This is a genomic window from Agrococcus sp. GCM10030265 (genome assembly GCF_042666675.1).
In the GTDB taxonomy this organism is placed as follows: domain Bacteria; phylum Actinomycetota; class Actinomycetes; order Actinomycetales; family Microbacteriaceae; genus Agrococcus.
Genome location: NZ_JBHTCZ010000001.1, coordinates 760,701 through 782,762 on the forward strand (window position 1 = coordinate 760,701; position 22,062 = coordinate 782,762).

Consider the following 22,062-nt stretch of genomic DNA (forward strand, 5'->3'; position numbering starts at 1 on the left):
CACGGTCAGAACGTCGTGGGCCCCACGGTCTCGTAGCGGTGCCACACGCCGAGCGGACCCGTTCCCGACACCTCCCACGCCCCGATGGTGCGCGCCTTGAAGACGGCGGGGTTGTGGGATGCGACGGTGCGGGCGTTGCGCCAGTGCCGGTCGAGCGCTCGCGTGCGCTCGGTCGCCGAGGCGCCGCCGACCTCGAAGAGGCGCGTCGCGGCGTCGGGCACGGCATCGGTCGCGAGCACCTGCGCCTGGTAGACGGCGATCTCGGCCTCCTCGAGCAGTCGGGCGTCGAGCGCGTCGCCCGGTGCGGCGTCGGTGGCGACGTCGAGCGCGCGCGCGGCCTCGAGCACGGCGGCGCGCACCGCGAAGGCCGTGGCCGACAGCCGTCCGACGACCTCGAGCACCTGCGGGTCGTCGGCGGGCCTCGCCGCGTTGGCGTGCACGAACGAGCGCGCGCGCGGCCGCACGAAGTCGCCCGCGTCGCGCACGACGGCCTCGGCGATGCCGGCGAGCACCGCCACGAGATGCAGCTGGTAGTACGCCTGGATGTGGGTGAGGGGCCCTGCGCCGTAGGTCGCGAACGACGCGGGGTCGACGGCGACGTCGTCGAACACCGTCGTGCCCGATGCGGTGGCGCGCTGCCCGAAGCCGTCCCAGTCGTCGAGGATCTCGACGCCCGGTGCCTCCGTCGGCACCGCGAAGGTCACGCGGGCATCGCCGTCGGCGGCTGCGAGGTAGACCCAGTCGGCGTAGAGCGTGCCGGTCGAGTAGAACTTGCGGCCGTCGAGTCGCACGCTCCCGTCGTCGGCCCGGGTCACGCGCGTCGAGATGTCGGCGAGCGTCGTGCCGGTGAGCTCGCTCGTGGCGTTGCCCACGAGCGCGCCGTCGGCGATGCGCTCGACCCACGCATCGCGCTCGGGACCAGGCGCGCGTCGCAGCACGAGCTCGACGAACCCGGCGTGCGAGCGCAGCAGGTGCCCCACGTTCGCATCCGCCGCCGACAGGGCGATCGTGAGCGCCACCGACTCGGCGATGGATGCGCCGAGGCCGCCGTCGGCGGCGGGGAGGCGCACGCGGCCGACGCCTGCATCCGCGAGCCTGCGCACGAGCTCGATCGGCAGCTCGCGGTCGAGCTCCCGCTGCACGGCGCCCGCGCGCACCTCCTCGAGGAGGCCCGCGAACCGATCCACGAGCGTCCCGGTGCGGAGCGCGACGCTCACGAGAACGCTCCGCGCCACTGCCGCGCCGGATGCGTCGCGGGCAGCTGGTCGTGGCCGAAGAGGCGCGAGCGCAGCGTGCCCGGCGTCTCGGGATGCGGCTCGGCGAGGCCGCGCTCGCGCAGCACGGGCATGACGTGGTCGGCGACCTCCTCGAACGAACCGGGGATCGTCCAGTTGATGACGTTGATGCCGTCGACGCCGGCGTCCTGCCACGCCTCGAGCTGGTCGGCGATCTGCTCGGGCGTGCCGACGACGCGCGAGCGGATGCGTGCCGAGAGCGCCGCGAGGTCGCGGATGGTGGGCTCGCGGTCGCCCGCGGCCTCCTGCAGCCACTGCAGGTGCGACTGGTTCGTCTGCGTCCGCACCTGCGACAGGGGGGTGTCGGGGTCGAGCCGCTCGCCGGTGTCGGGGTCGAAGCCGAGGTTCGAGTGCACGAGGAACGCGTCCGGCGAGAGCAGCTCGTCGATCTCGTCGGAGCGCCGCCGCGCCTCCTCCTCGGTCGAGCCGACGACGAAGGCGAGGCCGAGGAAGAAGCGGATGTCGTCGCGGGCCCGGCCCGCGGCCTCGACCTGGTCGCGGGTCGAGGCGATGAGCTCGGCGGTCTTCTCGGGCGTCGACGACAGGATGAACTGCGCCTCGGCGTTGCGGGCCGCGAAGGCACGGCCCGCGGGCGACGAGCCGGCCTGGAACAGCACGGGCGTGCGCTGCGGCGACGGCCGCGACAGGTGGGGACCCGCGACCGAGTAGCGCGCGCCGACGTGGTCGATGCGGTGGATGCCGCGCGCATCGGACACGATGCCCGCCGCCTTGTCGGCCCGCCATGCGTCGTCGTCCCACGACCCCTCCCAGAGCTTCGTCACGACGTCGACGTACTCCTGCGCCCAGACGTAGCGCTCGTCGTGCTCCTCGAGCCGGTCGGCGCCGAAGTTGCGGGCGGCGCCGTCGAGCGCGCTCGTGACGACGTTCCAGCCGACGCGGCCCTTCGTGAGGTGGTCGAGGGTCGACGCTCGCCGGGCGAACTCGAACGGATGCGCCTGCAGCACCGACGACGTGAAGGCGAAGCCGAGGTGGTCGGTGGCGGCGGCGAGCGCCGAGAGCAGCACCGAGGGGTCGCCGTTGGGGATCTGCAGCCCCTCGCGCGCGTTCACCGCGTAGTCGCCACCGGCCGGGCCGTAGAGCCCGACGACGTCGGCGAAGAACATGGCGTCGAAGCCGCCGCGCTCGAGCGTCCTGGCGAGGTCGACCCAGAGGTCCAGCTCGTCGAACCGGTGCTGCTGCGCGTCGGGATGCCGCCAGAGCCCGTGCTGGATGTGCGAGACGGTGTCCATGACGAACGCTGCGTAGCGCAGCGGCGGGCGGTCGGGCACGGCTCCTCCTCCTGCGCGCCCTGGCGACGCGACCCGCCCATGCTGTCGGCAGGCTGCCGGCGCGTCACGTCACGTCACGCCGCGTGACGGCGTGTGACGTCGTGCGTCGCGGCAGCGTTGCAGCCCTCGCCGCACCGCGCTTCGGTTGCCTGCATCCCGATCCCAGGAGCACCGTCATGTCGCAGACCGCCAGCGCGAAGCCCTCGCGCACACCCGAGCAGCAGCGCCGCCGCGTCCTCGCCGCAGCGCTCGTGGGCACCACGATCGAGTGGTACGACTTCTACCTCTACGCGCAGGCGGCGGCGCTCGTCTTCGGCACGACGTTCTTCCCCGAGACGACCCCGGCCGTCGCGCTCATCTCGTCGTTCGCCACCTACGGCGTCGGCTTCCTCGCCCGTCCGCTCGGCGGCATCGTCGCCGGCCATCTCGGCGACCGCATCGGGCGCAAGCAGCTGCTCGTCGGCTCGCTGCTGCTCATGGGCGTCGCGACGCTGCTCATCGGCGTGCTGCCGACGTACGCGCAGATCGGCATCTGGGCCGTCGTGGCGCTCGTCGTGCTGCGGCTCGCGCAGGGCCTGTCGGCCGGTGCCGAGTGGGGCGGCTCGGCGCTGCTGTCGGTCGAGCACGCGCCCGACGGCAGGCGCGGCTTCTTCGGCTCGTTCACGCAGATGGGCTCGGCGGGCGGCCTGCTGCTCGCGACGGCGTCGATCTGGGGCGTGCAGGGCATCCTCGGTACCGAGGCGTTCCAGGAGTGGGCGTGGCGCATCCCGTTCCTCGCCTCGGCGGTGCTCGTGGTCATCGGCCTCGTCATCCGCCTCGGCGTCGAGGACGCCCCCGAGTTCCGCAAGATCAAGGAGGCGGGCGCCGTGCGCCGACTGCCCGTGGTGGAGGTGCTGAGGCGGCACCCGCGCGGCGTCCTCGTCACGATCGGCCTGCGACTCGTGCAGCCCGCCTGGTTCTCGATCCTCACGGTCTACTCGCTCACCTACCTGGCGGATGCGCGCGGCGACTCGGCTGCTGGCATCCAGTCGCTGCTCATCGTGGGCGCCGTCAGCCTCGTGTCGACGCCGCTGTGGGGGTGGCTGTCGGATCGCGTGGGTCGCCGCCGCATCGCGATCGGCGCCGCGATCGGCATCGGCGTCGCGGTGTGGCCGTTCTTCGCCTTCCTCGACCACGGCCCGCTCGCGATCCTCTGGCTCGTCTTCCTCGTGGGCATGAACCTGCTGCACGACGCGATCTACGGCCCGCAGGCGGCGTGGTTCGCCGAGCAGTTCCCGACCGACCTGCGCTACTCGGGCGTCTCGCTCGGCTACCAGGTGGGCTCGATCTTCTCGAACGGCCTCACGCCGCTGCTCGCCGTCGTGCTCGTGGAGCTCGCGGGCGGCAGCCCGTGGATCCTGTGCGTCTTCATCGGCCTCTACGCCGTGCTGACGACGATCGCGGCGATCTTCGCGAAGGACGGCGGGGCCGACGACGTCGAGCTCGCGGCATCGGGCGACGTCGAGGCCGAGCTGGATGCGCTCGTCGACGGCGAGCAGGCCGCCGTCCGGTCGTAGCGCGACGCCCGTCCGGGCTCATCGCCATCCGAGGCGAGCCCGGACGGGCTGCCGGTCGCGCGCTCCTAGACTCGAGCGCATGACCGAAGCCCGTTCCGGCATCGACATCGCCGAGCTCAGCCCAGAGATCCGCCCGCAGGACGATCTGTTCCAGCACGTGCACGCGAAGTGGCTCGCGCGCACCGACATCCCCGCCGACAAGGCGAGGTGGGGGTCGTTCACGATCCTCGCGGAGGAGGCCGAGCAGGCCGTCCGCACCATCATCGAGGAGTCGGCGGACGCCGAGCCCGGCAGCGAGCAGCGCAAGGTCGGCGACCTCTTCGCGTCGTTCATGGACGAGGCGACCATCGACGCTCGCGGCATCGACCCCATCCGGCCCCTGCTCGCGAAGGTCGACGCGATCGCCTCGGTCGACGACCTGCTGCGCACGCTCGCGAGCATGGAGCGCATCGGCGGCCCCGGCCTCTTCGGCCAGTACGTCGACAACGACCCGGGCGACCCCGAGCGCTACGTCGTCAACGTGGTGCAGGGAGGCCTCGGCCTCCCCGACGAGTCGTACTACCGCGAGGAGTCGTTCGCCGAGACGCGCGCCAGGTACCTCGCGCACCTGGAGACGATGCTGACGCACGCCGAGCGCCCGGACGCCTCCGCCGAGGCTGCGGCGATCCTCGCGCTCGAGACCGACGTCGCCACGCACCACTGGGACCGCGTCGCCTCGCGCGACAGCGTCGCCACCTACAACCTGCAGCCGTTCGTCGAGACCCACGCGTGGCTCGCGCCGTGGTTCGACGCCGTCGAGGCGCCGGAGGGCATCTACCGCGAGGTCGTCGTGCACCAGCCGTCGTACCTCGAGGGCGTCGCGACGCTGCTGACCGCCGAGCGCCTCGACGCGTGGCGCTCCTGGCTGCGCGCCGCGATCGTGCGCACGTGGGCGCCGTACCTCACGACGACGATCTCGCGCGACGCCTTCGCCTTCTACGGCACGGCGCTCACGGGAGCGACCGAGCAGCGGGCGCGGTGGAAGCGCGGCGTCGCGCTCGTCGAGGGCGCCCTGGGCGACGCCGTCGGCAAGGTGTACGTCGAGCGCCACTTCCCGCCGCACGCGCGCGCCGCGATGGACGAGCTCATCGAGCACCTCGTCGCCGCCTACCGCGCCTCGATCGAGACGCTCGAGTGGATGAGCCCCGCCACGCGCGAGGCGGCGCTCGAGAAGCTCGAGCGGTTCACGCCGAAGATCGGCTTCCCCCTGCGGTGGCGCTCGTACGAGTCGCTCGAGGTGGGCGACGACCTCGTCGCCAACGTGCAGGCCGCATCCGCCTTCGAGCACGACCGCGAGCTCGGCAAGATCGGCAGGCCCCTCGACCGCGACGAGTGGTTCATGGGTCCGCAGACCGTCAACGCGTACTACAACCCCGGCTTCAACGAGATCGTCTTCCCCGCGGCGATCCTGCAGCCGCCGTTCTTCGACCACGAGGCGGACCGCGCGGCGGCGTACGGCGCGATCGGCGCCGTCATCGGCCACGAGATCGGCCACGGCTTCGACGACCAGGGCTCGCGCTACGACGGCGACGGTCGCCTGCGCGACTGGTGGACGGAGGACGACCGGGCTCGCTTCGAGGAGCGCACGAGCGTGCTCATCGCCCAGTACGACGCCCTCACGCCCGCCGCGGCGCCCGAGCATCCCGTGAACGGCGCGCTCACGATCGGTGAGAACATCGGCGACCTCGGTGGGCTCGGCATCGCCTGGAAGGCGTACCAGCGCTCGCTCGACGGCGCCGAGGCGCCCGTCATCGACGGCCTCACCGGCGCGCAGCGGTTCTTCCTGTCGTGGGCGCAGGCGTGGCAGATGAAGATCCGTCCCGAGGAGGCCGTCCGCCTCGTGTCGATCGACCCGCACTCGCCCAACGAGCACCGCACGAACCAGATCGTGCGCAACATGGATGCGTTCTACGACGCGTTCGACGTGCGCGAGGGCGATGCCCTGTGGCTGTCGCCGGAGGCGCGCGTCACGATCTGGTGATCGCGAGCGATCCATCGACGGCGGCGTCCACCCCGAGCGGGGCGGACGCCGTCGTCGCGTGGCACCCCGCACGGGCCTCGCGCGCACGTCGCTAGCACGGCCCTCCGCGGCGCTCAACCACCCAGACGGCACTGGGCCGCCGGTCGCTAGGGTGGTGAGGTCGGGGACGCGATCGCGGCCCCGGCTCATGGACGACGGGAGACGACATGCGCGGCAGGATCCTCTTCGTGGTGGGCATCGGCGTCGGCTACGTGCTGGGCGCGAAGGCCGGCAGGCAGCGGTACGAGCAGATCGCCTCGGCAGCCGACAAGCTGTGGAACTCGAGCGCGGTGTCGAAGCCTCGCGCCGAGGTGCAGCAGTTCGTCGAGACGCAGACGCCCAAGGTCGTCGACGCAGCGACCGACGCGGCGACCAAGGCCATCCGCAAGGCGACGCGTCGCACGAAGGAGTCGTGATGGCAGAGCGCCGGTCGCTCCCCGAGCTCCTCGCGGAGGTGCCGACGCTCGTCGTGAACCTGTTCCGCGCCGAGCTCGAGAACCTGCAGACCGAGGTCAAGGGCAAGGTCGCGAAGCTGGGCGTCGGCGGAGCGCTGCTCGCCGTCGCCGCCGTCATGGCGATCTTCATGCTCGGATGGCTGCTCGCCGCGGTGAACGCGCTGTGGATGCTGCTCGTCCCCGAGTGGGCGGCGGCGCTGCTCACGGCAGCGTGCCTCCTCGTCGTCATCGGCATCCTCGTGCTCGTCGGCCTGCCGATGCTGAAGCGCGGCGCGGCCTTCAAGGACATGGACTCGCTCGACTCGATCAAGGACGACGTCAACATGGTGCGCGGGCTCGGCCACGCGGCCGACGGCACGTCGCCCCTCGACGACATCCCGACGCACACCCGCCAGGACGGAGATCAGCGATGACCGAGCAGCGTGACGTCGACCGGCAGCGCGAGGAGCTGCGCCGCGCCCTCGAGGAGATCGAGGACCGCGTGAGCCCGGCGAAGGTGGCCGAGCGCACGCGCCAGCGCCTCGACGAGAACCCGACGCCCTTCCTCGCCGCCGCAGGCGGCGTCGTGCTGGCGATCGCGGGCCTGGTGACCGTGCTGGTGCTGCGCCGCCGCTGACGCCTCGCGTGACGCGAGCGGCGGGCGCGGTGCGGTCGCCGCTCGTCGCGGCCGCGTCGCGTCAGTCGTCGCGTCCCGGCAGGTGCACGGCGAGGGCGAAGTCCTTCGCCGGCTCGGCCGGTGCCTGGGCGTCGAGGGCCTCGAGCCCCAGCGTGCGGTAGAAGTCGACGGCGACGTCGCTCGCCTGCCACTGCAGCATCCCGATGCGCGCCTCGCGCTGCGCCCACTCGCGCACGGCCTCGAAGAGCGCGGTGCCCGCGCCGCGGCCCCGCGCAGTCGGCGCGACCCAGAGGTCGTGCATGCGGGCGATCGAGCGCTCCTGCCGCAGCGCCGGACCGTAGTCCTGCGCCGCCGCGTAGCCTACGAGCTCGCCATCGACGCTCGCGACGAGCACGTGGTGCGTCGGGTTCTCGACGTTCGACGCGAGCCGCTCGCGGTAGCGCACGACCTTCTCGTCGGGTGCGTCGTCGGCGCCCCACCGCTGCAGCAGCGCCTCGAGCGAGGCGAGGTCGTCGCTCGTCGCCTCGCGCACCTCGACCCCGACCCCGACCATGAGGCAAGGATACGGGCGTCGGCTGCGCGCGGCGGGAAGCCCGCGCGCGACGTGCGCGTTGGCTCCTCCCGATGCGTCGCCGCGCATCCGTGCCGGCGGCGGCCTTCGACCGAGAGGGAGACCGTGTCCGCACTCACCATGCCGCTCGCCGATCGCTGGCGGTTCCTCGCCGAGTCGACCGTGGCCGTCGTGGCCGCCCACCACGGAGGCGAGAGCGTCGCCGTGCCGATCTGGATCGAGGTGCGCGGCGAGAGCGTGCTCATGGTCACGCCCCGCGAGTCCGAGAAGGCGCGCGTCATGCTCGGCGCCGGCCGTGCCTGGGTGACGGCGCACACGACCGAAGCGCCCCACCGGTTCGTGGCGGGCGAGGGCGCCGTGGTGCTCGACGAGACCGTCGACCTGCCCGAGCTCGTGCGATCGATGTCGCACCGCAGCCTCGGCGGCGAGCGCGGTGCCGAGTTCGCGCGGTCGTGGCTCGAGGGCGATCCGTCGCTCGTCGTGCTGCGCGTCACGCCCGACCGGTGGCGCTCGATGGACGAGACGCGCGGCGAGGCGTAGGCCCGCGGGGGCGAGTCGCGTGCGGCGCGGGGTGCCGCGAGGATGGGGGGCATGCACATGCTCCTGCGGTTCCTGTACGCCATGCTCGTCCGCGGTGCTCGCGCGCCGCGCCTGCAGATCGGCGACGTCAGCCGCATCGACCACCGCGTGCAGCTCGTCGACATCGACCTGCTCGGTCACATGAACAACGGCCGCTATCTGTCGTTCATGGATCTCGGCCGCATCGACCTCACGAAGCGCGCCGGCATGGCGGCGCACCTGTCGAAGGCGCACATCCACGCCGTCGTCGGTCAGCAGTCGATCGCCTATCGTCGCTCGATCGGCTTCCTGCAGCGCTTCACGCTCGAGTCGCGCCTCGTCGGCGCCGACGAGCGCAGCGTGTACGTCGAGCAGCGCTTCGTCGCGAAGGGCGAGGTCATGGCGCGCGCCGTCGTGCGGGGCCGCTTCATCCAGCGCGGCGTCGGCGCCGTGCGCATGTCGGTCGTGAGCGAGGCGTGCGGCTACGACTTCGAGGCGAACCATCCCGTGCCCGACGACATCCGCACGTGGGCCGACTGGTCGTCGTTGCCCGGCGCGAGGGCCGAGCACCCGAGCGTGTGGGCCTGAGCCCCGCCCGGGCGCTCGCTCGCGGCGTCAGCGCAGCGACGGCCCGCCGTCGACGTCGTGGCCGTGGAAGTACTTGCGGCCCGGCACCCACGGCAGCGCGTCGAGCGCATCCGCCCATGCGAGCACGGCGGCCAGGTCGGCGTCCGAGAGCACGACGTCCTTGAGGTACGGGCCGGGGATGCCGCTCCAGAGGGCGAGGTCGGCCGCGAGGAACCAGCTGCCGTAGAGGCTGCCCTGCTCGTGGCAGCGCAGCGCGCTCGCGCGCATGCGGCCGATCTGCTCGGTGGGGCTCCACGGGCTGCTCTTCAGCAGGTAGGCGGCGGGCTCCTCGGCGAGCGTCGCCACGGCGGCCTTCGCGAGGTTCACGAGCGTCGGCTCGACGCGACGATCCTCCTGGCGGTGCACGAGCACGAGCAGGCTCGAGATGAGCCCGCGGCGCACGTCGGGCTCGCGCCAGTGCGCGCGGCCGACGCGGATGAGGAGGTCGGCGGCCGAGCGGGCCTGCAGCAGGCGGCCCGATCCGGCGAACGCCTCGACGAGCGCGGCGGGCGCATCGTCGAGGTAGCGGAAGGTCGTGGGGTCGGCGACGTCCTCGTCGCGCGCGAGCGACGCGAGGAGGCGCTGCGCCTGCAGGCGCGCGCGCATCGACGGACCGTCGGCGGACGCGTCGTGCAGCATGTCGACGAGCTCGGTGCGGCGGCCGAGGTCGCCCTCGCGTGCGGCGGCTGCGACGGCGGCGACGCGCTCGTCGAGCGGCGCGGCCTCCATGCGGTGCGGCGACGCGACGCGCTCCGGCCCAGCGGTCGGGTCGGGCCCGAACCACACGGACGCGGGCGGCTCGTCGCCGCGGATGGCGTTCGCGCCCTCCGCGGGCGCGGCGGCGGAGGCGGGACCGGGCGCGGGCGGCAGCACCGCGCCGGCGGGCGGGGGCTCGATGGGGGAGCCGCGGCGCCAGCCGAGCTCGGTGACGAGCAGGTCGTCGTGCTCGTGCCTGCGACACTCGGCGGCGAAGGCGCTCGCAGCCGCCTCGTCCTCGACGAGCCTCGCGAACACGTCGTCCGAGAGCGCGTAGCGCTCCTCGGAGTCGACGGCGCCGAACGTCACGGGGATCGACAGCACGCGGCGGCCCGTCTCCTCCTCGACGTCGAGGGAGTAGTGGTGCTCGCGCGAGAAGCGCACGGTTCGCGTCGTCATCGCCTCTGGCCCCCGGGTACGAAGTCCTGGACAGAATAGTCGACGTCGCGGACGAGCCCTCCGCCGTCGATCACGCCCTCGGAGATGCCGCCTGGCAGCGTGCCGCCGGGGAGCCAGTGCTCGTTCGCCCCGCGCTCGTTGCCCGAGGGCATGCGGATGCCGTGGTCGAACGGGTTCGGCACGTCGACGCGCACGAGGTCGCCGTCGAGGTCGCCGGGATTCAGGCCGAGGGCTCGCTCCATGAGCTCCTGGTCGCCACCGGTCTCGATGAGCATCCTGTCGACCTCGTCGGTCGACATGAGGAAGCTCGTGCCGTCGGCCTGCGCCGGCCCGTACTTCTCGACGTTCGCACGCGGCATGAAGCGCGTGCCGCCGTTCTGGAACCGCGAGACGTGGTCGTCGAGGTCCTCCTCCGAGAAGTACGTCGACGGATGCGGGCGGCTGCCGTTGTCCATCGCGTGCACCGCCGCGAGGTCGTCCGGCATGTGGTCGAAGCGGTCGAGGTCGCGGATCGCGTCCGCGTCGCCCTGCATCTTGTCGGCGCGGTCGCGTGCACGCTTCCTGTGCAGGTCCGTGATGCGACGGAACTGCGCCATGAGCGTCTCGCGCACCTCCTCGGCTGCGCCGTCGAGCCTGTCCTTGCCCATCAGAGCGTCACCGATCCCATCACGCCGTCGAGAACTGGAGGGCCATGATCTGGCTGACGAAGTCGGCGCCGAGGCTGTCGACGTCGTCGCTCGTCGCCTGCATGCCCGTGGATGCGCGGTCGAGCGCCTGCAGGTCGAGGATGAGCGCCTCGGCCTCGCCGACGGCGCCGGCGACGACCGGGAGATCCATCGTCGCGTCGATGAGGGGCTCGGCGACCTGCAGCAGCGGCTCCATGACCATCGACAGCACCTGGCCGACGGCGGCGTCGACCATGATGTCGGTGACGATGTCGAGCGCCTTCTTGCGCGCGACGAGGATGACGGCCTGCACGGCCGCGCCGGCACCGAGCGTCACGACGGCGGAGGCGATCGCCGCGGCGATCTGCGCCGCCGTGATGACGAGCTCGGCGATGACCTTCAGCTTGAGGGCGACGATGGCGTCGGCGAAGAGGTCGACGCCCGTCGCAGCCGGCCCGATGAGCTCGGAGAGCTGCCGCATGCTGCCGGAGCGCTCCTCGTCCCACGCGTCGGCATGGGCCTTCGCGAACGAGCCGGTGACGGAGGCGTAGGCGTCCTGCACGTTGGCGTCGGCGGCGTCGATCGCGGCGTTGAGGTCGTCCTCGAACTGCCGCATGATGTGCGCGGCCTGGTTGATGGCGTCCTCGTCGAGCTGCGGCCATTCGAAGCCGAGCAGGTCGAGCACCCAGGCGAGCTCGCCGGGGATCGTCATGGCCATGCAGGCGCTCCTTGGTGTCGGTGCACGAGGCGGGGGTCGCGGCTCGAGCACGGAAGGGGCGCGGCGCTGTCGACGACGCTAGTCCGGCATCGCTGGACGCGCGATGGGGAGAACTCCCCACCTCGCTGCGAGGGCGTCAGGCGCGCAGCAGCTCGAGCGCCGCATGCGCGGCGTTGTGGCCGCCGATCCCCGAGACGGCGCCACCGCGGCGCGCGCCGGAGCCCGCCATGAGGATGCGCTCGTGGGCGGTCTCGACGCCCCACGCCTCGGCCGCCGAGCCCGGCGCCTCCTCGAGCCACGGCCACGCGAGCGCACCGTGGAAGATCGCGCCGCCCGGCATCGCGAGCGCCCGCTCGATGTCGCGGGTCGTCTTCGTCTCGATGCACGGTCTGCCGTGGGCGTCGAGCAGCAGCAGCGGCTCGAGCGGCTCGGCCAGCACGGCGTCGACCGAGCGCAGCACCGCATCCTGCATGCGGTCGCGCATCGCGTCGTGCTCGGCCGTGCCTGGCTGCGCGTCGCCGAGCAGCCGGTCGGGCGCGTGCAGGCCGAAGACCGTGAGGGTGTGGGCGCCGGATGCTGCGAGCCCGCGCCCGAGGATGCTCGGGTCCGAGAGCGTGTGGCAGTAGATCTCGCACGGCAGCGGGTCGGGCAGGGCGCCGCTCGCCGCGGCACGGTGCGCCGCGGCGAGCTGCGACCACGACTCCTGCACGTGGAGCGTGCCGCCGAACGCCGCCTCGGGCGCGATGCCGCCGCGAAGGCGCGGGAGGCGCGAGAGCACCATGTTGACCTTCACCTGCGCCCCCTCGGGCTGCGGTGCATCCCCGCCGAGCAGGCGTGCGAGCACCGCGGGGGCGACGCCCGAGAGCACGAGGTCGAAGCCGTCACGGTGCTCGGCGTCGGCCTCGACCCACGCGACGTCGCCGTCCGGCGTGACCGCGGTGACCGTGGCGCCCGTGCGGATGCGCGCGCCCGCCGCGCGAGCGGCGTCGGCGAGGCCGCCGGAGACGCGCCCCATGCCGCCGATCGGCACGTCCCAGTCGCCCGTGCCGCCGCCGATGACGTGGTACAGCATGCAGCGGTTGCCCGCGAGGCCCGTGCGCAGGTCGTCGAACGTGCCGATGAGCGCGTCGGTCGCGACGACGCCGCGCACGACGTCGTGGTCGACGGCCGCCTCGATCGCCTGCGCGATCGGCGCATCCACGAGCTCGGCCCATGCGGATGCGGCTCCGGCGCGCGCCCGCACGTCGGCACGCAGCGGCAGGCGCTCCGTCATCGTGGGGAACACCGCCTGCGCGACGAGCGCCGTGCGTCGGTACAGCGCCGCGAAGCGGTCGGCGTCGCCGGCCGCGCCGATCGCCGCGAACGACGCCCGGGTCGCGTCGGCGTCGTGCGCGTCGACGAGCAGCCCCGCGTCGGTGCCGGCGACGGGCGTGTAGGAGGAGTGGCGGCGCCGTGCGAGCGGCACGTGCAGCTCGAGGTCGTCGAGGATGCGCTGCGGCAGGAGGCTCACGAGGTACGAGTAGCGCGACAGGCGCGCGTCGACCCCGTCGAACGCCCGCGCGGACACCGCGGCGCCGCCGACGTGGTCGAGCCGCTCGAGCACCGTGACGTCGACGCCCGCGCGCGCGAGGTAGGCGGCGGCCGTCAGCGCGTTGTGCCCGCCGCCGACGATGGCGACGCGGGCGGGGCGGGATGCGGGCGCGAGCATGTCGCGACGGTAGCGCGCGAGGCGGCTGCGGCACGAGGGTGGGGCACCTGCTGCGATGGGCGCTCGTGCGACCGCACCGTGCCGGGCCCGGCGACGGGTGCCGCGGATCGGAGGCTCGGCACGCCGTCCGTGCGGCGACGGCGGGCGGCGGCCCGCTGCGTACGATGGAGCGCATGACGGATGCCCCGCGCGGCGACGAGCCGGACTTCGACGACATCCTCCGGGCCGGCGCGGCCGATGCCGACGCGCTCGCCCAGGACGGTGGCGTCGCAGCGCGCTCGCACGAGGTGCCCGCGGCCCGGGCAGAGGCCGGCGGCGCGCAGGCCGATCCGGGCGATCAGCAGGGGCTCGACGACCTCGACGCGCTGTTCGGCGACGGGCTCGAGGTGCTCGACGAGCAGCATGCGCCGCGCACGGGCGAGCTCGACGTCGTCGACGTCGACGCTCCCGTCGCGCCGTCGCCGCCCGCGCCCGCCCAGGCGGCCCCTGCGCCCGCGCCTTCGCCCTCGCCCGCGCCCTCGCCCGCGCCTTCGCCTTCGCCCGCGGCTCCGCCCGCCACTTCGCCCGCGGCTCCGCCCGCCACTCCGTCCGTCGCTGCGCCCCAGCAGCCGTCCGCGGCACCGTCCTCGCCGCCCGCCACGACCCCCTCGGTGCCGCACGCCGGCGCCGAGGAGCCGTTCTGGGTCTCGACCGAGCCCGAGCCCGCGACGAAGGTGCTGCCCGTGCAGCAGCCGCTCGCGCCCGAGCCAGCCGCACGGACGCCCGAGCTGCCCGAGACGCCGACGAGCGACCCGTGGACGGTCGCGGCCGAGGCCGCGCGCAGGCCCGGCGGCGATGCACCCTCCGCCGAGCGCGAGCGCGAGCGCGACTGGCAGGTCGTCGGCGACGGGACCGCCTCCGATCCGAGTCCCGAGGCCGCGCGGGAGTCGTCGACCGCCCCCGCCCAGGAGGCCGCCCAGGAGCCCGAGCGCGTGGGCTGGATGCTCTCGGAGGAGCAGGGCGACGATCTCGCGCCCGAGGACGCGCCGCGGCAGGAGCCGCGCGGATGGATGCTGTCGGCATCCGACCACGCGCACGGCTCGGCGCCGGGCTGGGATGCCATCGCCCGCACCGCGCAGGTGCAGCCGCTCGAGGTCGACGCGCCCCCGCACGACGAGCACGCGGATGCGCCGTCGGGCTCGGGCGTCGAGCCCGACGCCGAGTCGAGCCCCGATCCCGCGCCGCCCGTCGGGCCCCTCGACGACGACGCCCACCGAGCCGCGCAGTGGGATGGCGCGCGCGAGGCCGCGCTGCAGCAGCCGTCGCTCGGCGCCGAGGTCGGCGCGGTGCTGCCCGCCGACGTCGCGGGCACCGCGCCGCACGCGGGCACGGCCCCCGTGCCGCCGCTCGCCGCAGCCGGCCAGCTGCCGCCCATGAGCGGCACGGGCGTCGTGCCGCCGCTGCCCAGCGCGACGCCCGCCGTGCCTCCCGCGCCGCGAGCCACCGGATCCGTGCCGCCGCAGCATGCCGATGCAGCGCCGCAGGGCGCGACCGGCCCGCTGCAGCCTGCGCCCCGACCGCAGCCCGAGGCGCCGCTCGACCCCGCCGCCGCAGCCCGTGCCGCGATCCTGCATCCCGCGGAGCCCGACACCGACGACGCGCTCGCGCAGGCCGCCATCCACCGCGTGCGCGGCTGGCTCGCCCGCGAGTCGCAGCAGCCAAGGCGACGCGACCGCTCCGCCGAGCGCCTCGCCGGCCTCCTCGCCGACGAGCGCGGCCTCGACTTCGCGATCGGCTTCGTCGACCGCGTGGTGCGCCCCGAGGATCCGGCCGTGAGCGCTCGCGCGTTCGACCGGCTCAGCCGAGAGCTGCCCGACTTCCTCGACTGGTACCTCAAGCTCGGCGTCACGATGGGCGGCGGCTTCGGCGTGCTCGCGCCCGGCGCCGTCATCCCCATCGCGAAGCGCGCGATGCGCTCGCTCGTCTCGCACCTCGTGCTCGACGCGACCCCCGAGCGCCTCGCGAAGTCGTTCGCGCGCCTCCGGGCCGACGGCACCCGCCTCAACGTGAACCTGCTCGGCGAGGCCGTGCTCGGCGAGCAGGAGGCCGAGCACCGCCTCCGCGGCACCATGGAGCTGCTGCAGCGCGACGACGTCGACTACGTGTCGATCAAGGTCTCGAGCATGGCGCCGCAGCTGCAGCTGTGGTCGTTCGACGAGACCGTCGCAGCCGTCGTCGAGCGACTGCTGCCGCTGTACCGCACCGCAGCGACGAAGCAGGGCCCGGGTGGCGCGGCGCCGACGTTCATCAACCTCGACATGGAGGAGTACCGCGACCTCGACCTCACGGTCGCGGTCTTCCAGCGCATCCTCGACCACCCCGAGCTGCGCGGCCTGCACGCGGGCATCGTGCTGCAGGCGTACCTGCCGGACGCCCTCGGAGCGCTCGACCGCCTCACGGCGTGGGCGCAGGCGCGGGTCGCCGCGGCGGGCGCACCCATCAAGGTGCGGGTCGTGAAGGGCGCGAACCTTGCGATGGAGCGCGTCGACGCGGCCGTGCACGACTGGCCCCTCACCGTGCTGCCGTCGAAGGCCGACACCGACGCGAACTACAAGCGCGTGCTCGAGGCGGCGCTCACCCCCGAGCGCACCCGGGCGGTGCGCATCGGCGTCGCGGGCCACAACCTCTTCGACCTCGCCTACGCCGTCGAGCTCGCGAACCGCACGGGCACCATCCGCGCCATCGACGTCGAGATGCTCCTCGGCATGGCCGCCGAGCACATCGACGCCATCCGCGAGGACGTGCCCGAGGTGCTGCTCTACACGCCCGTCGTGCGCCCGAGGGAGTTCGACGCCGCCGTCGCCTACCTCGTGCGCAGGCTCGAGGAGAACGGCTCGGGCGAGAACTTCATGTCGGGGATGTTCGAGATCGGCACCGACCTCGACGTCTTCCTGCGCGAGCGCGACCGCTTCCTCGCATCCATCGCACTCCTGCGCGAGCAGGGGCCGGATGCGCCGCCGCCGAATCGCCGTCAGGATCGCTCGGGCGACCTCTCGGTCGCCGTCGGACCCGTGCAGGAGGCGGGCTTCGCCAACGAGCCCGACACCGACCCCTCGCTCGCACGAAACCGCGCATGGGGCCGCCAGGTGCTCGCGCGCGCTGCCGAGACGACGCTCGGCGTCCGCACGCTCGAGCTGAACCGCATCGACGACGTGCCGACGCTCGAACGCCGCATCGGCAAGGCCGTCGAGGCGGCGAGCGCGTGGGCCGCGAAGGGCGCCGAGGGTCGCGCGCGCATCCTGCGCGACGCCGCCGTGACGCTCGGCGCCTACCGTGGGCGACTGCTCGAGATCATGGCCGCCGAGACCGGCAAGACCCTCGCCGAGGGCGACCCCGAGGTGTCGGAGGCGATCGACTTCGCCCGCTACTACGCCGACCAGGCGGTGCGCCTGGAGCAGACGGAGCACGCGCGGCCCGTGCCCGTGGCGCTCACCGTCGTCACGCCGCCGTGGAACTTCCCCGTCGCGATCCCCGCCGGCGGCATCACCGCGGCGCTCGCGACCGGCTCGGCCGTCATCGTGAAGCCGGCGCCGCAGGCCAGGCGCTCGGCGGCCGTGCTGCTCGAGGCGCTGTGGGAGGCGGGCGTGCCGCGCGACGTGCTCGTGCTGTGCGACATGGAGGAGGGCGAGGTCTCGAAGCACCTCATCTCCCACCCGGCCGTCGGCAGGCTCATCCTCACGGGCTCGTCGGAGACGGCGGCGCTCTTCTCGTCGTGGCGCGCCGACCTGCCGCTGCTCGCCGAGACGAGCGGCAAGAACGGCATCGTCGTCACGCCCTCCGCAGACCTCGACCTCGCGGTCTCCGACCTCGTGCGCAGCGCGTTCGGGCACGCGGGCCAGAAGTGCTCCGCCGCGTCGCTCGGCATCCTCGTCGGCTCCGTCGCGACGTCGGAGCGCTTCCGTCGCCAGCTCGTGGATGCGGTGCAGACGCTGCGCGTCGGCTCGCCGCTCGACCCTCGCACGCACGTCGGCCCCATCATCGAGCGCGCATCCGGCCGTCTCCTCGCGGCCCTCACGACGCTCGGCGAGGGCGAGTCGTGGCTCGTCGAGCCCAGGCAGCTCGACGCCGAGGGTCGCGTGTGGAGCCCTGGCGTGCGCATCGGCGTGCAGCCGGGATCGTTCACGCACCGCACCGAGTTCTTCGGACCGCACCTGTCGCTGATCGCGGTGCGCACGCTCGACGAGGCGATCGAGGTGCAGAACGGCACCGACTACGGGCTCACCGCCGGCATCCACTCGCTCGACGCCGACGAGGTGCACGAGTGGATGCAGCGGGTGCAGGCGGGCAACCTCTACGTCAACCGCGGCATCACGGGAGCCATCGTGCGGCGGCAGCCGTTCGGCGGCTGGCGGCTGTCGCAGGTGGGGCCGGGTGCGAAGGCCGGCGGGCCGTCGTACCTGTCGACGCTCGTCGACTGGGAGCCGGTGTTCCAGCCTCCGCGCAAGAACGTGAAGCTCGCGGGCCTGCACCAGCGGGTGTCGAACCTCATCGAGTCGGCGACGCCGCAGCTCGACTTCCTCGAGTTCGACCGCATCCGAGCGGGCGCGAACAGCGACCAGCGTGCGTGGGAGGGCGAGCTCGGCCGCTCGATCGACGTCTCGAGCCTCGGCGTCGAGCGCAACGTGCTGCGGCACCGGCCCACGCAGACGCTCGTGCGACTCGCCGACGACGGCACGCTCGGGCAGCTCGTGCGCGTGCTCGCCGCCGCGGCTCGCGCTCGGGCGACGGTGCGCATCTCGTCGTCGCAGCCGCTGCCGCCCGCGCTCGAGCGACTCGTCACCGCGCACGGACCCGTGCTGCGCGTCGAGGAGATCGTGGTCGAGACCGACGCCGCCTTCCACGACCGGCTGCGCTCGGGCGCCGCCATCGCGCCCGTCGGCCCGCCCGCGACCGATGACCGCGGCCACGAGGTGCACGACGGCCTCGTGCGCTCGGGCGAGCCGACGCGGCGCATCCGCCTCTGCGGCACCGACGCGCTGCTGCGGCCGCTGCTCGCGGGCAACCCCACGATCGCCGTGTACGACGCGCCCATCACGGTCGAGGGTCGACTCGAGCTCATGCCGTTCCTGCGCGAGCAGGCGGTGTCGATCACGGCGCACCGCTTCGGCAACCCGGATGCCGCGTTCATGGCGCTGGAGGTCTGAGCCTCCGCCGCACGGAATGAGCGTGAGCGGCCCGCCGAGTGGAATGCACCCTCGACGGCCCGCTCACGCGCATCTCGTGCGCGCGTCGGCGCGCCTGTGACCTCGAGCCGCAGCCGGACATGCCCCATCGAGGGCGGACGACCCGAGGATGGGATGGCGGCGGTGGACGTGAGCACGGCGACGCATGGGCAGGATGGGCGCGCGGACGAGCGCATGCGCGCGCGTGGGAGCGGGGGAGCGGCGGGCTCGTGGGGGCGACGCGGCATCGCGCTGTGCGGCGTCCTCGCGGCGAGCCTCGTGCTCGTCGCGTGCGCGCCGGGCACGCTCGACGCCGATCCCGCGGCGACGGATGCGCCCGACCCCGCGACGCCGAGCGCGACGGCCAGCGCCTCGCCCGAGCCCTCGCCCGAGCCCTCGCCCGCGGGCGAGCGCTTCGACGGCGTCGACCTCGCGGCGGCGCTCGTCCCCGTGCCGCACGCACCCGGCGAGCCGGAGCGCTGGGGACCATGGTCCGCCCAGTCGCGCGACGAGATCGTGCCCGCGCTCGATCCGGCGGCGTTCGAGGCGGCGCCCCAGTGCGCGGCCGCGGTCGCGGCCGCCGACGCCATCGTGCCCGAGGAGGTCGTGCGCGGCGGCTACCCGTACGAGGGCGAGCTCGGGACGTGGATCGTCGTGGGTCGCATGGCGTCGGCCGATGACGCGAGCGCCTACGTCGACGCGCTCGTCGCGGCCGCGGCCGCGTGCGAGGGCGTGCAGGGCGTCGCGCAGGTGCCCGACGGGCTCACGGCCGTGCTCGGTCCGTTCGAGGCGTCGGCTGCGGTCGCCGCCGCCGGCATGCACGAGCTCGCGGTCGGCTACGACGGGTCGTTCCACCCCGTGCAGTACGTGCTCGTCGCGCACGACGAGCTCGTCGTCGCGACGCCGTGGCGGTCGGGCGTCGTCGGCGGCGACGCCGAGTCGGTCGGCATCGTGCAGACGCAGCGCGACGCGCTCGACGCGGCCGTCGGCGGCTAGGGGGCGTCGACCGCCCGCGCCGAGCGCCGACGCACGACGATCCGCTCGACGAGCAGGACGCATCCCACGACGACGACCCCGACGACGAACCACGCTGCGACGACGCCGACGTCGCCCGACGGTGCGAGCAGGTCGCGGTCGTCCGACTGCCACGGCCACAGCGCGCGCAGCGACCCGGCCATGAGCCCCGTCATGATCGCGAGCGTGACCCGGCGGTGCGACGTCAGCAGCCAGCGCAGCACGTGCACGAAGAGGGCGAGGCCGAGGACCCCGCCCAGCATGAACAGCCCCACCGTGGGCACGTCGCCGCCGTTGAGGGCTGCGAGCGCCGGCTGGTACATGCCCGTCGACACCAGCACGAACGATCCCGAGACGCCCGGCAGCACGAGCGCGCACACGGCGAGCGCCGCCGAGCCGAGGATCGCGGCGGGCGACGGATCCTCCACGGTCGCGGGCGGCAGCCCCGTCATGCCGAAGCCCGCTGCCGCGGCTGCCACGGCGAGCGCCACGTCGCGCACGCGCCAGCGACCGCCGAGCATCCGCGCCGGCACGACGAGGGATGCCGCGATGAGCCCCGCGAAGAGGGCGCGCGAGGTCACGGGGTGCTCGTCGAGCAGCGGCTCCACGATGCGCGCAGCGGACACGAGCGCGAGCACCATGCCGATGCCGACGGGCAGCACCACGCGCCACGACACCTGCGCGAGATGCATCCGCGCACGGGCGAGCCCGCGACCCCGCGCCGGGTCGACGACCGCGTGCGCGACGCCTCGGACGAGCGACGACGCCGAGGCGAGGAGCCGCTCGTAGACGCCGATCAGCAGCGCGACCGTGCCGCCGCTCACCCCCGGGATCGTCTCCACGACGCCGATGAGGGCGCCGCGCAGCAGGTCGACGAGGGTGCGGACGGCAGGCACGATGGGCCCTCCAGGAGGGTCGGGGGCGGTGGATGCGCGCGGCCGCGCCGCGACGGGCGGGTGCGAGCGACCCTCCCAGCCTGCCAGGCCTGCGGGCGCGGCGGGTCAGCGCAGAGGGTCGTCACCGCGCAGGGGCGGCGTCGGCAGGCCCGCGCCGGCTGACGCCTCCGCCTCGGCGTCGTCGAGGATCGCGGGCCTCGGCGACACGGGGAGGAGCAGGCCGAGACCGGCGAGCAGCACGATGACGATGCCGATGATGCCGAAGCGCGTGTCGCCCGCGATCGTCACGAAGAGGCCGAAGAGCGTCGGCGCGAGGAACGACACCGCGCGCCCCGTCGTCGCATAGAGGCCGAACATCTCGCCCTCGCGGCCCTTGGGCGTGATGCGCGCCATGAACGACCGCGACGACGCCTGCACGGGTCCGACGAAGATCGTGAGCAGCAGGCCCACGACCCAGAACGCCGCCTTGCCCTCGATGAAGATCGCGGCCGTGCCCGTGAGCGAGAGCACGACGAGCGACGTCGTGATGACGACCTTCGGGCCGAAGCGGTCGTCGGCCCATCCGCCCACGAACGTGCCGAGGCCCGCGGTCACGTTCGCGGCCACCGCGAAGAGCAGCACCTCGGTCGCCGAGAAGCCGAAGACGCTGGAGGCGATGATCGCGCCGAACGTGAAGATCGCCGAGAGGCCGTCGCGGAAGATCGCGCTGGAGATGAGGAACAGCAGGGTCTTCGGGTCGCGGCGGCCGATGCGCACGATCGTGCGGACGAGGCGACGGTACGACTCCGCGATGCTCACCGAGCTCGCGCGCTCGGAGCGGGGCAGCTCGGGCACCGCGACGAGCACGGGGACGGCGAAGATGGCGAACCACGCTGCGGACACGACGATCGCGACGCGCACGTCGAGCCCGGCGCCCTCGAGGCCCGTCGGGAGGCCGAGGATGCCGTTCGTGCCGTCGCCGCGCACGGGGAAGAGGAAGAGCACGAGCAGGAGCGCGAGCAGCACGATGCCGCCGACGTAGCCCATGCCCCAGCCGAAGCCGGAGACGCGCCCCATGGTCTCCTTCGTCGAGACCTGATGCAGCATCGCGTTGTAGTTGACGCTCGCGAACTCGAAGAACAGGTTGCCGACCGCGAGGAGCGCCGCGCCCACCCAGATGTACTCCGGCACGGGGGCGACGAAGAACATCCCGAGCATCGCGACGATCGTGATGCCCGTGTTGACGCCGAGCCACAGGCGCCTGCGCCCCGTGCCGTCGGAGCGCTGGCCGAGGATGGGTGCGAGCAGCGCGACGAGGATGCCGGCGATCGCGATCGCCCACGCCACGATGGCCGCGTTGTCGGCGAGCGCGACCGTGAGCGCGCGAGCACCCTCCGCCGTCGGCGTGAAGTCCTCGGTCTCGGTGCCGGCGCGCACGATCACGGGGTCGACGAAGAGGTCGGACGCGATGTAGCGGCTGAAGACGAACGTCGTGACGACGGCGTTGAACGACGCGGAGCCCCAGTCCCACAGCGCCCAGGCGCGGGCGCGCGTGCGCAGGATGCGGTCGTCGACGGGCGCGGTGCTCACGGAGCCGAGCATAGGTCGAGCGCATGGATGCACCGCGTCTCGACGCGGCGGCGTTCACCAGCCGTTCGCCGAGCACGCCGCCGCCGACTCCGCGCGCGAGGCGGCCGCCG

18 protein-coding genes are annotated in these 22,062 nt (G+C 73.8%); 9 read left to right on the top strand and 9 right to left on the bottom strand.

The window, feature by feature from the left end; genetic code table 11:
* Nucleotides 1–5 precede the first annotated feature (5 nt).
* Nucleotides 6–1,217 carry an acyl-CoA dehydrogenase family protein gene (locus ACFQPP_RS03700; RefSeq protein ID WP_376915168.1) on the bottom strand — a complete coding sequence of 404 codons (1,212 nt, stop codon included), beginning with the start codon at nucleotides 1,215–1,217 and terminating at the stop codon, nucleotides 6–8.
* Complete coding sequence (locus tag ACFQPP_RS03705; protein WP_376915169.1) at nucleotides 1,214–2,584, bottom strand: LLM class flavin-dependent oxidoreductase; 1,371 nt, start codon at nucleotides 2,582–2,584, stop codon at nucleotides 1,214–1,216. Before ACFQPP_RS03705 ends, ACFQPP_RS03700 begins: the two co-directional genes overlap by 4 nt.
* A gap of 176 nt (nucleotides 2,585–2,760) precedes the next feature.
* On the opposite strand from ACFQPP_RS03705, the gene ACFQPP_RS03710 reads away from it, so the two are divergent.
* The 5 genes from ACFQPP_RS03710 to ACFQPP_RS03730 all read left to right on the top strand — a co-directional run bounded on the left by ACFQPP_RS03710 (nucleotide 2,761) and on the right by ACFQPP_RS03730 (nucleotide 7,270).
* On the top strand, nucleotides 2,761–4,140 hold the full coding sequence (locus ACFQPP_RS03710) for an MFS transporter (RefSeq protein ID WP_376915170.1): 1,380 nt from the start codon (nucleotides 2,761–2,763) through the stop codon (nucleotides 4,138–4,140).
* Nucleotides 4,141–4,219: 79 nt separating this feature from the next.
* Nucleotides 4,220–6,160, top strand: coding sequence for a M13 family metallopeptidase (locus ACFQPP_RS03715; protein ID WP_376915171.1), 1,941 nt, complete (start codon nucleotides 4,220–4,222; stop codon nucleotides 6,158–6,160).
* Between the two features lie 206 nt (nucleotides 6,161–6,366).
* Nucleotides 6,367–6,615 (top strand): hypothetical protein, encoded by a 249-nt coding sequence (locus ACFQPP_RS03720; protein WP_376915173.1) that lies wholly within the window; start codon nucleotides 6,367–6,369, stop codon nucleotides 6,613–6,615.
* A complete protein-coding gene (locus tag ACFQPP_RS03725) occupies nucleotides 6,615–7,067 on the top strand; it encodes a phage holin family protein (RefSeq protein ID WP_376915174.1) in 453 nt (150 codons plus the stop codon). The genes ACFQPP_RS03720 and ACFQPP_RS03725 overlap by 1 nt, the downstream gene beginning before the upstream one ends.
* A complete protein-coding gene (locus ACFQPP_RS03730) occupies nucleotides 7,064–7,270 on the top strand; it encodes a DUF3618 domain-containing protein (protein WP_376915175.1) in 207 nt (68 codons plus the stop codon). The genes ACFQPP_RS03725 and ACFQPP_RS03730 overlap by 4 nt, the downstream gene beginning before the upstream one ends.
* A 61-nt stretch (nucleotides 7,271–7,331) precedes the next feature.
* Here ACFQPP_RS03730 and ACFQPP_RS03735 read toward each other — a convergent pair whose 3' ends face one another.
* Complete coding sequence (locus ACFQPP_RS03735; RefSeq protein WP_376915176.1) at nucleotides 7,332–7,823, bottom strand: GNAT family N-acetyltransferase; 492 nt, start codon at nucleotides 7,821–7,823, stop codon at nucleotides 7,332–7,334.
* 123 nt (nucleotides 7,824–7,946) lie between these two features.
* On the opposite strand from ACFQPP_RS03735, the gene ACFQPP_RS03740 reads away from it, so the two are divergent.
* Nucleotides 7,947–8,381: a hypothetical protein gene (locus ACFQPP_RS03740; RefSeq protein WP_376915178.1), complete on the top strand. Its 435-nt coding sequence runs from the start codon at nucleotides 7,947–7,949 to the stop codon at nucleotides 8,379–8,381.
* A 51-nt stretch (nucleotides 8,382–8,432) separates the two neighbouring features.
* The gene (locus ACFQPP_RS03745) at nucleotides 8,433–8,987 is read left to right on the top strand and encodes an acyl-CoA thioesterase (RefSeq protein ID WP_376915179.1); all 555 of its coding nucleotides are present in this window, start codon (nucleotides 8,433–8,435) and stop codon (nucleotides 8,985–8,987) included.
* Nucleotides 8,988–9,014: 27 nt separating this feature from the next.
* Here the strand turns inward: ACFQPP_RS03745 and ACFQPP_RS03750 are convergent, their stop codons facing one another.
* The 4 genes from ACFQPP_RS03750 to ACFQPP_RS03765 all read right to left on the bottom strand — a co-directional run bounded on the left by ACFQPP_RS03750 (nucleotide 9,015) and on the right by ACFQPP_RS03765 (nucleotide 13,272).
* Entirely contained in the window at nucleotides 9,015–10,181 is a 1,167-nt protein-coding gene (locus ACFQPP_RS03750) for a hypothetical protein (protein WP_376915180.1), read from the bottom strand.
* The gene (locus ACFQPP_RS03755; protein ID WP_376915181.1) at nucleotides 10,178–10,828 is read right to left on the bottom strand and encodes a hypothetical protein; all 651 of its coding nucleotides are present in this window, start codon (nucleotides 10,826–10,828) and stop codon (nucleotides 10,178–10,180) included. Before ACFQPP_RS03755 ends, ACFQPP_RS03750 begins: the two co-directional genes overlap by 4 nt.
* A gap of 19 nt (nucleotides 10,829–10,847) precedes the next feature.
* Nucleotides 10,848–11,564, bottom strand: a complete 717-nt coding sequence (locus tag ACFQPP_RS03760) for a hypothetical protein (protein ID WP_376915182.1) — start codon at nucleotides 11,562–11,564, stop codon at nucleotides 10,848–10,850.
* Between the two features lie 136 nt (nucleotides 11,565–11,700).
* The gene (locus tag ACFQPP_RS03765; RefSeq protein ID WP_376915183.1) at nucleotides 11,701–13,272 is read right to left on the bottom strand and encodes a phytoene desaturase family protein; all 1,572 of its coding nucleotides are present in this window, start codon (nucleotides 13,270–13,272) and stop codon (nucleotides 11,701–11,703) included.
* Between the two features lie 1,604 nt (nucleotides 13,273–14,876).
* Here ACFQPP_RS03765 and ACFQPP_RS03770 point away from each other — a divergent pair.
* Together ACFQPP_RS03770 and ACFQPP_RS03775 are read left to right on the top strand one after the other, a co-directional pair.
* On the top strand, nucleotides 14,877–18,455 hold the full coding sequence (locus ACFQPP_RS03770) for a bifunctional proline dehydrogenase/L-glutamate gamma-semialdehyde dehydrogenase (protein WP_376915298.1): 3,579 nt from the start codon (nucleotides 14,877–14,879) through the stop codon (nucleotides 18,453–18,455).
* A gap of 213 nt (nucleotides 18,456–18,668) precedes the next feature.
* A complete protein-coding gene (locus tag ACFQPP_RS03775) occupies nucleotides 18,669–19,469 on the top strand; it encodes a hypothetical protein (protein ID WP_376915184.1) in 801 nt (266 codons plus the stop codon).
* Here the strand turns inward: ACFQPP_RS03775 and ACFQPP_RS03780 are convergent.
* Both ACFQPP_RS03780 and ACFQPP_RS03785 read right to left on the bottom strand, forming a co-directional pair.
* Nucleotides 19,466–20,383 (bottom strand): DUF368 domain-containing protein, encoded by a 918-nt coding sequence (locus ACFQPP_RS03780; protein WP_376915185.1) that lies wholly within the window; start codon nucleotides 20,381–20,383, stop codon nucleotides 19,466–19,468. The two genes, ACFQPP_RS03775 and ACFQPP_RS03780, sit on opposite strands and share 4 nt — an antisense overlap.
* A gap of 105 nt (nucleotides 20,384–20,488) precedes the next feature.
* Nucleotides 20,489–21,964: an MFS transporter gene (locus ACFQPP_RS03785; protein WP_376915186.1), complete on the bottom strand. Its 1,476-nt coding sequence runs from the start codon at nucleotides 21,962–21,964 to the stop codon at nucleotides 20,489–20,491.
* Between the last annotated feature and the right edge of the window lie 98 nt (nucleotides 21,965–22,062).